The organism is Methylobacterium sp. 142-1Y (assembly GCF_057747795.1).
The window spans coordinates 4634432-4646746 of record NZ_CM173224.1; the positions used below are offsets into that span (position 1 = coordinate 4634432).

General features: G+C 69.4%; 13 protein-coding genes. 8 read left to right on the top strand and 5 right to left on the bottom strand.

Translation table 11 applies throughout. The features are described from left to right. Positions 1 to 642: 642 nt before the first annotated feature. Positions 643 to 1560 (bottom strand): GntR family transcriptional regulator, encoded by a 918-nt coding sequence (locus tag AC3AOF_RS21185; protein ID WP_236989012.1) that lies wholly within the window; start codon positions 1558 to 1560, stop codon positions 643 to 645. Positions 1561 to 1760: 200 nt separating this feature from the next. On the opposite strand from AC3AOF_RS21185, the gene AC3AOF_RS21190 reads away from it, so the two are divergent. From AC3AOF_RS21190 to AC3AOF_RS21220, 7 genes are all read left to right on the top strand, one after another. Further along, on the top strand, positions 1761 to 2912 hold the full coding sequence (locus AC3AOF_RS21190) for a mannitol dehydrogenase family protein (protein WP_488346412.1): 1152 nt from the start codon (positions 1761 to 1763) through the stop codon (positions 2910 to 2912). Beyond that, on the top strand, positions 2909 to 3592 hold the full coding sequence (locus AC3AOF_RS21195; protein ID WP_236989010.1) for an amino acid ABC transporter permease: 684 nt from the start codon (positions 2909 to 2911) through the stop codon (positions 3590 to 3592). Before AC3AOF_RS21190 ends, AC3AOF_RS21195 begins: the two co-directional genes overlap by 4 nt. Positions 3593 to 3606: 14 nt before the next feature. After that, the gene (locus AC3AOF_RS21200; protein ID WP_236989009.1) at positions 3607 to 4260 is read left to right on the top strand and encodes an amino acid ABC transporter permease; all 654 of its coding nucleotides are present in this window, start codon (positions 3607 to 3609) and stop codon (positions 4258 to 4260) included. Then, positions 4244 to 4972 (top strand): amino acid ABC transporter ATP-binding protein, encoded by a 729-nt coding sequence (locus AC3AOF_RS21205; protein ID WP_488346413.1) that lies wholly within the window; start codon positions 4244 to 4246, stop codon positions 4970 to 4972. The genes AC3AOF_RS21200 and AC3AOF_RS21205 overlap by 17 nt, the downstream gene beginning before the upstream one ends. A gap of 19 nt (positions 4973 to 4991) precedes the next feature. Further along, the gene (locus AC3AOF_RS21210; protein ID WP_488346414.1) at positions 4992 to 5774 is read left to right on the top strand and encodes a transporter substrate-binding domain-containing protein; all 783 of its coding nucleotides are present in this window, start codon (positions 4992 to 4994) and stop codon (positions 5772 to 5774) included. Positions 5775 to 5993: 219 nt separating this feature from the next. Then, on the top strand, positions 5994 to 7004 hold the full coding sequence (locus AC3AOF_RS21215) for a zinc-binding alcohol dehydrogenase family protein (protein WP_488346415.1): 1011 nt from the start codon (positions 5994 to 5996) through the stop codon (positions 7002 to 7004). Positions 7005 to 7106: 102 nt separating this feature from the next. Beyond that, positions 7107 to 7580, top strand: coding sequence for a DUF4267 domain-containing protein (locus AC3AOF_RS21220; protein ID WP_488346416.1), 474 nt, complete (start codon positions 7107 to 7109; stop codon positions 7578 to 7580). On the opposite strand, the gene AC3AOF_RS21225 is transcribed toward AC3AOF_RS21220, so the two are convergent. The 3 genes from AC3AOF_RS21225 to galE all read right to left on the bottom strand — a co-directional run bounded on the left by AC3AOF_RS21225 (position 7568) and on the right by galE (position 10873). After that, positions 7568 to 8365 carry an aldolase gene (locus AC3AOF_RS21225; protein WP_236989004.1) on the bottom strand — a complete coding sequence of 266 codons (798 nt, stop codon included), beginning with the start codon at positions 8363 to 8365 and terminating at the stop codon, positions 7568 to 7570. The two genes, AC3AOF_RS21220 and AC3AOF_RS21225, sit on opposite strands and share 13 nt — an antisense overlap. A gap of 330 nt (positions 8366 to 8695) precedes the next feature. Beyond that, positions 8696 to 9877, bottom strand: a complete 1182-nt coding sequence (locus tag AC3AOF_RS21230; protein ID WP_236989003.1) for a lytic murein transglycosylase — start codon at positions 9875 to 9877, stop codon at positions 8696 to 8698. 3 nt (positions 9878 to 9880) lie between these two features. Further along, a complete protein-coding gene (gene galE / locus AC3AOF_RS21235) occupies positions 9881 to 10873 on the bottom strand; it encodes a UDP-glucose 4-epimerase GalE (protein WP_236989002.1) in 993 nt (330 codons plus the stop codon). A gap of 179 nt (positions 10874 to 11052) precedes the next feature. On the opposite strand from galE, the gene galU reads away from it, so the two are divergent. After that, positions 11053 to 11919, top strand: a complete 867-nt coding sequence (gene galU / locus AC3AOF_RS21240; RefSeq protein WP_236989001.1) for a UTP--glucose-1-phosphate uridylyltransferase GalU — start codon at positions 11053 to 11055, stop codon at positions 11917 to 11919. A gap of 60 nt (positions 11920 to 11979) precedes the next feature. Here the strand turns inward: galU and AC3AOF_RS21245 are convergent, their stop codons facing one another. Continuing rightward, the gene (locus AC3AOF_RS21245) at positions 11980 to 12297 is read right to left on the bottom strand and encodes a hypothetical protein (protein ID WP_488346417.1); all 318 of its coding nucleotides are present in this window, start codon (positions 12295 to 12297) and stop codon (positions 11980 to 11982) included. Positions 12298 to 12315 lie beyond the last annotated feature (18 nt).

Consider the following 12315-nt stretch of genomic DNA (forward strand, 5'->3'; position numbering starts at 1 on the left):
TTCCTGGCGAGGACGCCGCGAACGGTCGCTCTCTTCTTCGCGCAACAGGGTGAACGAAGCCTTACCTACGGACGCGAAGCCTCACGGGGCTCGACTGCACAGGACAACGTGACCGGATGGGTGATGATGAGCGGCCGTCAATCTGATCATATCCACGTCATACCGCATACCTCCCGCGTTGCTCGGTCGATGAAGATTACAAAGATCTGTGGCCGCGGCCGGTCGATATTCGACCAGTCCGGCATGGTCCGCAGTCGCGATGCGTCATCCGGAGGCCGCGACGCTGTTTTGGGGAAAGGAAGATGCGCAGGTCCCCTGCTCTTCCCGCGGGCGGGGAGGGGGTCTCGATGGGTGAGGCTCCTCCGGAAACTCCCCCTCATCCTCGCGGCGAACCTGCATTTCGCCGCACGGGCTCGCTGCCCCCCTGGACGGGGGATCAGCCCTCTCCCCGCCCACGGGGAGAGGAGAAAATCCCGCGCCATTCCTTTTCCCCGACAGCCCTGTGGCGGAGAGAGGCGCCTCGGCGGCATCCGGCTCTCAGACGGTTTCCGATCGATCGCTTCGCGATGCGGAAACCGGCTTCGCTCAGGCGCCGCGCGGGCTGGTGATACGGCTTCCGGAAGGAATCTTCCGGAAGCCGTATCACCCCCGCGCCGGCACACCACCGAGCGGGCCGACGGCGATCGAGCGCAGCAGGGTCGCCCGAGCGGTACGCAGATGCACCCGGCAGGTCTGGTCGATCTGGCGCAGGTCGCGGGAGCGCAGGGCGGCGATGTAGTCCAGGTGCTCGCCCAGGGCGACGCGGTGGCGCTCCTTCTCGTCCGATTTGTCCCACTGGTAATGGTAGTGGAAGATGATCGAGATCACGTCGTAGAAATCGCGGATGAAACGGTTGCGCGAGGCGTCGAGGATCAGCCGGTGCAACCGCTCGTCGAGGCGCGAGAAGTCGCGATGGCGCGCATCGATCTCGGCGAGCAGCGCGTGATGCTCGCGCTCGATCGCGGCGAGCTCGGCCCAGGCCGGTGAATCCGGCGCCAGCTCGACGAAGCGGCGGGCCGAGCGCAGCTCGAACATCTCGCGGATCTCGTAGATCTCGGCGGCGAAGTCCGGTGTCACCCCGGCGAAGATCCAGCCGCTGTTCTCGCGCCGCTTCAGGAGCCCGAACTGGCTGAACCGGGTCAGGTATTCCCGCACCGCCGTGGTCGAGACGCCGAACAGCCGAGCCAGTTCCGCGGTGTTGACCACCTGGCCCGGACGGCAATCGCCCTGGAGCACCCATTGCATGAACTTGCGCTCGACGGCCTCGGCCACCGTCTCGGTCTCGACGCCCGGGAAGTAATCATCCGGCACCGGGTGGCGAAGGAGGTGGCGCCGGGTCCCGTCCATCCCGACGATGCCGGCCGCGGACAGGCCCGCCAGCACGCCCCGCACGGTGGTGCGGCTGACCTCCAGCGCCTCGGCCAGCTCGGCCTCCGAGGCGCACCACGGCCCGAGCGGCCGCGCCGCCAGCACGGACAAGCATTGGTTGGTGGCCCGCTTATGGACCGTGTTCGCCCGCATCCCGCCCTCCGGAAGAAAGCGATTCCAGCACGCCGGCTGCGACCCGTCCATCCGCCTTGGTTCGGTTTTTCGCACATAAAAAACCGTTTGACAGGCGGGATGGGGCAGTTCTTTATGCATGATAATACATAAGACCCACCCGGTGAGGACACGCCCTTGACCCCGATCGGCAGCATCTCCGCCTACGCGGCGCGTCGCGCATGAGCGCCGTCCCGACATCCCGAAGGGTCGTCCAGTTCGGCACCAGCCGCTTCCTTCAGGCCCATGCCGACCTGTTCATCCACGAGGCGCGCGAGGCCGGCCAGGCGGTCGGCCCTGTCGCGGTGGTGCAGACCTCAGGCAGCGCTGCCCGCGCCGGGCGCGTCGCCGCCTTCGGGGCGCCGGGCGGCTACCCGGTCATCATCCGCGGCATCGCGGACGGCGTTCCGGTCGAGCGGCAGGTCACCGTCACCAGCATCGATCGCGGGCTCTCGGCGACGACGGACTGGGACGCCGTGACGGCCCTGTTCGTCGAGGAGGCCGAGATCGTGCTGTCGAATACCGGCGATACCGGCTACGCGATCGACCCGGCCGATCGCGGTCCGGGCCTGATCGCGGCGCATCCGCCGGTCTCGTTCCCGGGCAAGCTCACCCAACTCCTGTATCGCCGCTGGCAGGCGGGCGGGCGGGCGCTCACGGTGCTGCCCTGCGAACTCATCAACCGCAACGGCCGGGTGCTCCAGGGCCTCGTCCTCGACCTCGCCCGCGAGGCAGGCCTACCGGAGGCGTTCTCCGCGTGGCTGCGCGAGAGCACGATCTTCACCGATACCCTCGTCGACCGCATCGTCTCGGAGCCGATCGAGCCCGTCGGCGCCGTGGCCGAGCCCTACGCCCTGTGGGCGATCGAGCGCCGGCCCGGCCTCGTGGTCCCTTGCGAGCATCCCTGCATCGTGGTCGCCGACGACCTCGAACCCTACGAGCGGCTCAAGCTCCACATCCTCAATCTCGGCCACACGTTCCTGGCCGAGATCTGGCAGCGCGAGGGCCGGCCTGCCGCCGAGACCGTGCGCGAGATCCTGGCCGAACCGGCGATCCGGGCCCGGCTCGACGCGCTCTATCGCGACGAGGTCGTGCCGGGCTTCTCCGCCCGCGGGATGGGGCCGCAAGCGAACGACTACGTCGCCGCCACCCTCGACCGGTTCCTGAATCCGTATCTCAACCACCGCATCGCCGACATCGCCCAGAACCACGTCCAGAAGATCGAGCGGCGGGTCGACGCCTTCCTGGCCTGGGTCGAGGAGGCGGGGACCAGCCTGCCCGCTCCGGTCCTGCGGGCGCTCGCCGCCGCCTATCCGACGCCGGGCGCGGCATGACCTACCAGTTCGACTTCGCGTCCCTGCTGCCGTACTGGCGCGACTTCGCCGCCGGCGTCTGGCTGACGCTCCAGCTGTCGGGCGTGGCGACGGTTCTGGGTTTCATCGGCGGCGCGCTCTGCGCCATCGCCCGGGCCGACGGGCCGCCCTGGCTCCAGCGGGTCGTCGGCGCCTATGTCGAGGTGATCCGCAACACGCCGCTGCTCGTCCAGATCTTCCTGGTCTATTTCGGCATCGCGGTGCTGGGCCTGCGGGTCGACGCCACCATCGCGGCGGTGCTGGCTCTCGTCGTCAACGTGGTGGCCTATACCTGCGAGATCATGCGCGCCGGGATCGAGAGCATTCATAAGGCGCAGGTCGAGGCCGGCGAGTGCCTGGGGCTCAACCGCCGCCAGATCTACTGGCACGTGGTCTTACGCCCGGCGATCGAGCGGGTCTACCCGGCCCTCGTCAGCCAGTACGTGCTCTTGATGCTCGCATCCTCGATCTGCTCGCAGATCTCGGCCGAGGAGCTGACGGCGGTGGCCAACCGCATCCAGTCCGACACCTTCCGCAGCTTCGAGACCTACATCGTCGTCGGCCTCGTCTACCTCGCCCTGTCCTTCGTGGTGCGCGGAGCCTTCTGGGGCTTCGGGCAACTCGTCTTCACCCGCCGGCGCAAGCTCGGCACGGCGCTCTAGCGGGGAGGGGATCGATGCCCACTTTCGGACCCCAGCACCTCTGGTTCCTGCTCCAGGCCGCCGGCTGGACGCTGGCGCTCTCCGCCATCGCCTTCCTCGGCGGCGGCCTCCTCGGATTCGGCGTGGCACTCGCGCGCATCTCCCGCAACCGCGTCCTGCGCGGCCTGGCCACGGCCTACGTGCAGGTGGTGCAGGGCACGCCGCTCCTGATCCTGCTGTTCATGATCTATTTCGGCCTTGCCATCGCGGGCTTCGACCAGCTGCCGGCGCTGATCGCGGCGGGCGCCGGGCTCACCATCTACGCCTCGGGCTTCCTCGGCGAGATCTGGCGCGGCTGCATCGAGGCGGTGCCGAAGACCCAGTGGGAGGCCGCCGAGTGCCTGGCCCTGTCGCGCTGGCAGCGCCTGACCCGGGTGGTGCTGCCGCAGGCGATGCGGCTCGCCACCGCTCCGACGGTGGGCTTCTTGGTCCAGATCGTCAAGAACACCTCGCTCGCCTCGGTCGTCGGCTTCGTGGAATTGTCGCAGGCCGGCAAGCTCATCAACAACTCGATCTTCCAGCCCTTCATCATCTTCGTGACCGTGGCGCTGTTCTACTTCGCCATCTGCTATCCGCTGTCGGCCTGGAGCCGCGGGCTGGAGAGGAGGCTCAATGTCGGCCGTCGTTAAGCTTGCCAACGTCCACAAGAGCTTCGGCCCGCTGAAAGTCTTGGACGGCGTCTCGTTCGAGGTCGGCCGCGGCGAGGTGGTGGCGCTGATCGGCCAGTCCGGTTCCGGCAAGTCGACGGCGCTCCGCTGCATCAACGCGCTCGAGACGATCGAGGAGGGGGCGATCGAGGTTTGCGGTCACGCGATCCATTCGCCCAACCTCGACAAGCGGGCGCTGCGGCTCTCGGTCGGCATCGTCTTCCAGAGCTACAACCTCTTCCCGCACCTGACGGCCCTTCAGAACATCATGCTGGCGCCGACCTGCGTGAAGGGCCTCAAGCGGGCCGAGGCCCGCGACCTGGCGATGGCGTGCCTGACCCGGGTCGGCTTGGCCGAGAAGGCCGAGCACTATCCCGAGCAATTGTCGGGCGGGCAGCAGCAGCGGGTCGCCATCGCCCGGTCGCTCGCCATGCAGCCGCAGGTGATGCTGTTCGACGAGGTCACCTCCGCCCTCGACCCGCAGCTGACCTCGGAAGTGCTGAAGGTCATGGAGGATCTCGCCCGCGGCGGCATGACCATGATCCTGGTCACCCACGAGATGGGCTTTGCCCGGCGCGTCGCCGGCACCGTCATCTACATGCGCCAGGGCCGGGTCTGGGAGACCCTGGCCGGCCGCGACCTCGACGACCCACGCACGCCCGAATTGCGCGACTTCGTCGGCAGCGGGCTGTGATCAAGAAGGAGTTTTGGGGATGAAGCGCAGGACCTTCCTGGCCGGCGGCCTCGCGGCCGCGTCCACCCTGGCGATGCCGGCGCTCGCCGACACGCTCGACACGATCAGGAGCCGCAGGAAGCTGCTCGTCGCCCTCGATCTCGGCTCGCCGCCCTTCGGCATGACCGATGCCGCGATGCAGCCGACCGGCTCCGACGTCGAGACCGCCCGGCTGCTCGCCGCCGACTGGGAGTTGCCGCTGGAGATCGTGCAGGTCACGAGCCCGAACCGGGTGCCGTTCCTGCTCACCGGCAAGGCCGACATGGTCATCGCCTCGTTCAGCGTGAACGAGGAGCGCCAGAAGGTGATCGACTTCTCGGACCCCTACGGGGTGATCCAGGCGGTGATCGCCGGCCCGAAGGACCGCGAGGTCAAGGATTACGCGGCCGTCGTCGGCAAGCGCCTCGGCACCACCCGCGGCAGCACCAACGACAAGGAGGCGACCAATCGCGCCCAGGGCGCCCAGATGGTGCGCTACGACGACGACGCCACGCTCATCACCGCGATGGTCTCGGGCCAGGTCGACATGGTGGCGACCTCGCCGCAGGTCATGAACACCGCCAATGCACGCAAGCCCCCGGCGCCGTTCGAGACCAAGATCGTGATGCGGACGTTCCCCTACGCGATCGGCATCCGCAAGGGCGAGGGCAAGCTCCAGACGGCGCTGAACGAGTGGGTGCACAAGAACCTGCGCAACGGCAAGCTCAACACGATCTACAAGACGTACTACGGCAGCGACCTGCCGCCCGAGATGCTGGCGTAGTCGAGAGGGCACTTCCACTCCCCAGGCGATCCCGGGCTTGCCCGGTATCGCGGCAAGTTGTGGGGAGGGGTTAGGGGTGGGGGTGGTGCAGAAGGCACCGCTGAGCCTTATCCGGCACCACCCCCACCCCCTCACCCCTCCCCACAAGGGGGAGGGGAGAAGCCTCATCTTCGCACCACCAGCCCTTTCCCAAATCTCTACCCTCGAAAGACCCATCCCATGAAGGTGCTCCTCTGCGACGAGCCGGGCCGGCTGCGGCTGACCGAGCGGCCGGAGCCGGTCCCGGCCGAGGGCGAGGCGCTGGTGCGCATCCGCCGGGTCGGCATCTGCGGCACGGATTTCCACATCTACCAGGGCAAGCACCCGTTCCTGCAATATCCGCGGGTGATGGGCCACGAGCTCTCCGGAACGATCGAGCAGGCGCCGGCCGGCAGCGGCCTCACGGCAGGCCAGAACTGCTATGTCGTGCCGTATCTCTCCTGCGGACACTGCGTCGCCTGCCGCAAGGGCGTCACCAATGCCTGCCAGAACATCAGCGTGCTCGGCGTCCATTGCGACGGCGGCATGGCCGAGTTGATCAGCGTGCCGGCGCAGAACGTGGTGCCGGTGGGTGATACCCCGCTCGACGATGCCGCGATGATCGAGTTCCTGGCGATCGGCGCCCACGGGGTGAAGCGCGGCGGCATCGCGGCCGGGGATCGGGTGCTGGTGGTCGGGTCCGGGCCGATCGGCATGTCGGCGGTGATCTTCGCCAAGGCGCGCGGCGCCCACGTCACCGTCATGGACCTGCGCGAGGACCGGCTGGCCTTCACGCAAGCTTCGCTCGGCGCCGACGCGCTGCTTCTCGCCAACGACGAGGCCGAGGCGAAGGCGGGCGCCGCCACGTCCGGCGACTTCTACGATTGCGTGATCGACTGCACCGGCAACCGCGCCGCGATGCAGCGCGGCTTCGGCTTCGTCGGCCATGGCGGGCGCTACGTGCTGGTGAGCGTGGTGCGCGACGACATCGTGTTCTCGGACCCCGAGTTCCACAAGCGCGAGACCACCCTGTTCGCCAGCCGCAACGCCCAGCCCGACGATTTCGCCGAGGTGGTGCGCCAGATGCAGGCCGGCCGGGTGCCGACCCAGGCGCTCCGCACCCATCGCGGCGCGCTGGCCGACGGGCCGGAGCTCTTTCGCGACTGGCTGCGGCCGGAGGCGGGGGTGATCAAGGCGATTCTGGAACTCTGACCGACCTGCACCGCAGAGCGCACTTCCATCCCACCCGCGACCTCATCCCGAGGTGCGGGCGGGATGGGCCATGTCGATCGGTGAAACAGACTCTCAACCCAGGTGAAGGCACCGGCCCGCGCCTTCGGGCATGCCGGCGGCATGGACCGACGACACCTCGCGACCGGAGACGGCCGCCTCTCCCCCTCCGACCTGCGCCTCTGGATCGTGCTGGCCATGGCGCTGGTCTTTCTGGCGCTGGGCGGCGTCTTCCTGGCGGCGCCCGCGCTCGGCGCGCTGATCTACGGCGTGCCGGAGCCCGAAGGGATCGGCCGGACTTATCTCAGGGCGATCGGCGCGCGGGACGCAGCCCTGGCGCTCCATCTCGCCGGCCTCGGCCTGCTCTCGACCCGGCGCGCCGTGATGATCGTGCTGGCGGGAAGCCTCGCGATCCCGGCCTGCGACCTCGCCCTCATCCTGTCCGCCGGCACGGCGGCCTGGTGGCAGGTGGCCCTGCACGGGATGAGCGCCGGGGTGCTGGCGGTCATCGCCCTGTGGATGCTGGCCCCGGCGCCCCGCCAGGATCACTCCGCGTAATCCGGCTCCTCCCGGTCGAGCCGCCGGCGGATCGAGGCGAGGTGGAGGCGGGCCGATTCCGGATCGCCCTCGCGCATCTGGCGGGAGGCCGCCTCGGCGATGGCGGACGCGACCGGCAGGACCGAGCGGCCGGTCGAGAGGGCGAGCACCTGCACCTCCGCGGCACGCTCCAGGTAGTAGAGGTCGTCCCAGGCCTCCGCGATGGTGGGGGCGAGCACCATCACGCCGTGGTTCTTCATGAACACGATGTCGGCCTCGCCGACGCTGTCGGCGATGCGGTCGCCCTCGGCGGAATCGAGGGCGAGCCCGTTGTAGTTCCGGTCGAAGGCGGTGCGGCCGTAGAACTTGAGCGAGGTCTGCCCGGCGAAGATCAGCGGATCGCCCTCGGTCATCGAGAGGGCGGTGGCGTAAGGCATGTGGGTGTGGAACGCCACCCGCGCCCGCGGGATGCGCTGGTGCAGGCGGGCATGGATGTAGAAGGCGGTGGCCTCCGGCTGGCCCTCGCCGGAGACGACGTTGCCGTGGAAGTCGCAGACCAGGAGCTTCGAGGCGGTCAGTTCCGCGAAGGCGTAGCCGTAGGGGTTGACGAGGAAGAGGTCGTCGTAGCCCGGCACCATCGCCGAGAAGTGGTTGCAGATGCCCTCTTCGAGGCCGTGGCGCGCCGCCATGCGGAAGCAGGCCGCCAGATCCTCCTTGGCGCGGCGCACCTCGGGCCCGGCGAGGTCGGGCTGGTTGAGGCCGTCCGGAATCCGCTCGCCGGCCGGCGCGCCCAATGCGTGAGCCATGATGTGCGTGTCTCCTTCGTCGCGGCGGATCCTGGGGAAGCCGGCCCCGCTTGTCCATGAGGATCGAGGCTTCACGAGGCCTCGGAGCGTGTTCGATCGGGTGCACCCGTCGATCTGGCACCGACATCGCCACCTCACCCCATCATCCTGGGGCCGCGCAGCGGAACCCGGGAGCCATAACCGCTGACGATGCAGGATGAAGCGGAATGCGTACCGCCTTTCCCTTCCACGTCGGCGGCTCTGGATCCCGGGCTCCCGGCTGCGCCGGGGCCCAGGATGACGATGGAGGGTTCAAGGTCGGTCCCCTCGATCGAACAGGCCCTCGGACGATCAGCGCGCCTTCACGTGCTCCAGCAGGGCAGGGGTGGCGTAGCCGTCCGCCGGCAGACCGGCGGCGATCTGGTAGCGCCGCACCGCCTCGCGGAGCTTGGGGCCGGCCCTTCCGTCGAACGGGCCGTCGTAGAGCGCGCGGGCGGAGAGCCCGCGCTGGAGCGCGGTGAGCCCGGCCTGGTCGAGGCGCGGCCCGGTCGGCCAGGGCGCGGCGAGCGGCGGTCCGCCGGCGATCCGGTCGGAGAAGTGGCCGACCGCGAGCGCGTAGGAATCCGAGGTGTTGTAGGCGCGGATCGCCTCGAAATTGGCGGTGATCAGGAAGGCCGGCCCGCCGACGCCGCCAGGCAGGAACAGGCTCGCCTCGCCCTGATCGGGCAGGGGCGCGCCGTCGAGGGTCCGCACGCCGCGGCCGGCGAAGTCTGCGAGCGGTCCGCGGTAGCGCGCGAGGTCGAACCCTGCCGGCAGGGTCACGGCGACGCCCCAGGGCAGGTCGCGGCGCCAGCCGGCCTGGTTGAGGAAATGCGCGATCGAGGCGAGCGCGTCCGGCGCCGAATCCCAGATGTCGCGCCGCCCGTCGCCGTCGAAATCAACCGCCGCCTTCAGGTAGGCCGAGGGCAGGAACTGCGTCTGGCCCATCGCGCCGGCCCAGGAGCCGCGCATCCGCTCCGGCGTCACGTCGTGGTGCTCGAGGATCTCCAGAGCGGCCAGGAGTTCATCGCGAAAAAGCTCGCCGCGATGGCGCGCCTCGGCCAGGGTGGCGAGCGCCCGGATCACCGGCATCGTGCCGGCGCTGGCGCCGAAATCCGATTCGATGCCCCAGAAGGCGAGCAGGACCGGGCCGGGCACGCCATACTGCGCCTCGATCGCCGCCAGGGTCTCGGCGCGGCGCGCGGCTTCCGCCCGTCCGCGGGCGATGCGGCCGGGCGAGACGGCGCCGGTCAGGTACTCCCAGACCGGGCGGCCGAACTCGCCCTGGCGGCGCAGGCGCGCCAGCACCGCCGGGTCCGGGGTGACGCCCCGGAACGCGGCGTCGAAGGTCGCCCGCGACACCTTTCGCGATTGGGCCGCCGGCCATAATTCCTCGACGAAGGCCCGGAAATCGCCCGCGCCGACGGGCGCGGCGAGGACCAGGACGGCGCCGAGGGCCAGAACGCTGCGCAGGACGAACCGGGTCTGGGGCATCGATCAGACCCGGTTGCGCCGGCCCAGAGCCTCTTCCCAGGCCAGCGCCTGGGTGACGATCTCGCGCAGGTCGTCGTGCTGCGGCACCCAGCCGAGTTCGGCCCGGATCCGGTCGGCTCCGGCGACGATCCGCGACGGGTCGCCGGCCCGGCGCGGCGACAGCTTGACCGGGAAATCGACGCCGGAGACCGACTTCACCACGTCGATCACCTCCAGCACCGAATAGCCGCGGCCGTAGCCGCAATTGAGCGTCAGGCTTGTCCCCCCTCCGCGCAGGTGGTTGAGCGCGACGAGGTGGGCTTGCGCCAGGTCGGAGACCTGGATGTAGTCGCGCAGGCACGAGCCGTCCGGGGTCGGATAGTCGGTGCCGAACACTTCCAGCTGGCCGCGCTTGCCGAGGGCGGCTTGCGTGGCGACCTTGATGAGATGGGTGGCGTTGGGGGTCGACTGGCCCGAACGCCCGCGCGGATCGGCGCCCGCCACGTTGAAGTAGCGCAACACCACGGTGCTGATGCCGTGGGCGCGGGCGGCGTCCTCCAGCATCCACTCGGTCATCAGCTTCGAGCGGCCATAGGGGTTGATCGGGTTCGGCGTCAGGTCCTCGGGCACCGGCACGACCGACGGCTCGCCGTAGACCGCGGCGGTCGAGGAGAAGATCACGTGGCGCACGCCCGCGCCGATCGCCGCCTCGATCAGCGCGCGCGACTTGACCGTGTTGGCGAGGTAATAACCGAGGGGATCGGAGACCGAATCCGGCACCACGATCTTGGCGGCGAAGTGCGCGAGCGCGTCGATCTTGTGCCGGCGGATGGTCTCGGCCACCAAGGTCTGGTCGGCGACGTCGCCGCGCACCAGCGTGACTTCCGGCGGCAGCGCCCAATCGAAGCCGGTGGAGAGATCGTCGAGGACCACGACTTCCTCGTGTCCGGCGTCGATCAGGGCGAGCACCATGTGGCTGCCGATATAGCCCGCGCCACCCGTGACAAGTACCGCCATTCCGTCCGCTCCCCGGCGTGAGACGGGTTGATCCATATCCCGCAATGCTTCAGCGTCAATTAAGCTGTCCGGTGGCAAGGGTGCCCGGGGGAGGATGTCCGCCGGGCGTGAGATGCCCGGGGATGGCCGTCCCCGCCGGGCGGTCCGGCAGCTCCTCGGTGTTCACTGGATCACGCACGATGAAACGCATTCGCAAAGCCGTCCTCCCGGTCGCCGGTCTCGGCACCCGTTTCCTGCCGGCGACCAAGGCGGTGCCCAAGGAGATGCTGACGGTCGTCGATCGTCCGGTGGTCCAGCACGTGGTCGACGAGGCCCGGGAGGCGGGAATCGAACATTTCATCTTCGTCACCGGCCGCGGCAAGGCGGTGATCGAGGACCATTTCGATATGTCCTACGAGCTCGACCGCACGCTGCAGGAGCGCGGCAAGACGGAGGCCTACGAGGCTCTGAAGAAGGACCTGCCCGCCGCCGGCCAGACCAGCTTCACCCGCCAGCAGGAACCGCTCGGCCTCGGCCACGCGGTGTGGTGCGCCCGCGAGATCGTCGGCGACGAGCCCTTCGCGGTGATCCTGCCCGACATGCTCAGCCGCGGCAGCATGGTGCAGATGCTCAAGGCCTACGAGCAGCACGGCGGCAACATCATCGCCGTCGAGGAGGTCGCCCCCGACCAGACCCACCAGTACGGCATCGTCAGCGTCGGCCAGGAATACGGCGACACCTTCGAGATCACCGGCATGGTGGAGAAGCCGGCGAAGGGCACCGCGCCGTCGAACTACATCATCTCGGGCCGCTACATCCTCCAGCCGGAGATCTTCTCGATCCTCGAGCGCGGCGAGCGCGGGGCGGGCGGCGAGATCCAGCTCACCGACGGCATGAAGCGCCTGTCGGAGACGCAGAAGTTCTACGGCATGCACTATCGCGGCAAGACCTACGACACCGGCTCGAAGCTCGGCTTCCTGGTCGCCAACCTCGCCTACGGCCTGGAGCGGCCGGAGCTGCGCGACGCGCTCAAGCAGGAGATCGAGGCGCTGCTGGCGAAGGGCTGACGCGGATCCGGCCTCCCCCCGCACCTGAGCCGGGGGCGAGGCCGCTCTCCTCTGTTCGCCCTATTCGTCGTCGAACCAGTTGCGGCCCGGCTCGATGCAGCGATAGCCGACGAGGCATTCCGGCGTGTCGCGGGTCGGCACGAAGGCGTTCTTCGTAATCTGCGTCGGCTCGCAGAAGCTGCGGTCGCGCACGAAGCGGTCATAGGCGTAGCCGCCGGTGCCGAGCACCGCCGCCCCTTGCGCGGCGAGAAAGCCCCGCGCTTGGCCGCAGGTCATCGCGAGCGTCGAGGGACGTCCTTGCGCGAGCGCGACGGTGGGGACCGTCGCGAGGGCAAGGGCGGCGAACGGAATCAGGACTTGTCGACGATCGGCGGACACGCACGGCGCTCCCGGGGG

What these genes read in the sequence shown, in the direction of transcription:
- AC3AOF_RS21185 (WP_236989012.1), bottom strand. Translation starts at nt 1,560, where the DNA reads ATGCGGGCGAACACGGTCCATAAGCGGGCCACCAACCAATGCTTGTCC.
- AC3AOF_RS21190 (WP_488346412.1), top strand. Translation starts at nt 1,761, where the DNA reads ATGAGCGCCGTCCCGACATCCCGAAGGGTCGTCCAGTTCGGCACCAGC.
- AC3AOF_RS21195 (WP_236989010.1), top strand. Translation starts at nt 2,909, where the DNA reads ATGACCTACCAGTTCGACTTCGCGTCCCTGCTGCCGTACTGGCGCGAC.
- AC3AOF_RS21200 (WP_236989009.1), top strand. Translation starts at nt 3,607, where the DNA reads ATGCCCACTTTCGGACCCCAGCACCTCTGGTTCCTGCTCCAGGCCGCC.
- AC3AOF_RS21205 (WP_488346413.1), top strand. Translation starts at nt 4,244, where the DNA reads ATGTCGGCCGTCGTTAAGCTTGCCAACGTCCACAAGAGCTTCGGCCCG.
- AC3AOF_RS21210 (WP_488346414.1), top strand. Translation starts at nt 4,992, where the DNA reads ATGAAGCGCAGGACCTTCCTGGCCGGCGGCCTCGCGGCCGCGTCCACC.
- AC3AOF_RS21215 (WP_488346415.1), top strand. Translation starts at nt 5,994, where the DNA reads ATGAAGGTGCTCCTCTGCGACGAGCCGGGCCGGCTGCGGCTGACCGAG.
- AC3AOF_RS21225 (WP_236989004.1), bottom strand. Translation starts at nt 8,365, where the DNA reads ATGGCTCACGCATTGGGCGCGCCGGCCGGCGAGCGGATTCCGGACGGC.
- AC3AOF_RS21230 (WP_236989003.1), bottom strand. Translation starts at nt 9,877, where the DNA reads ATGCCCCAGACCCGGTTCGTCCTGCGCAGCGTTCTGGCCCTCGGCGCC.
- galE (WP_236989002.1), bottom strand. Translation starts at nt 10,873, where the DNA reads ATGGCGGTACTTGTCACGGGTGGCGCGGGCTATATCGGCAGCCACATG.
- galU (WP_236989001.1), top strand. Translation starts at nt 11,053, where the DNA reads ATGAAACGCATTCGCAAAGCCGTCCTCCCGGTCGCCGGTCTCGGCACC.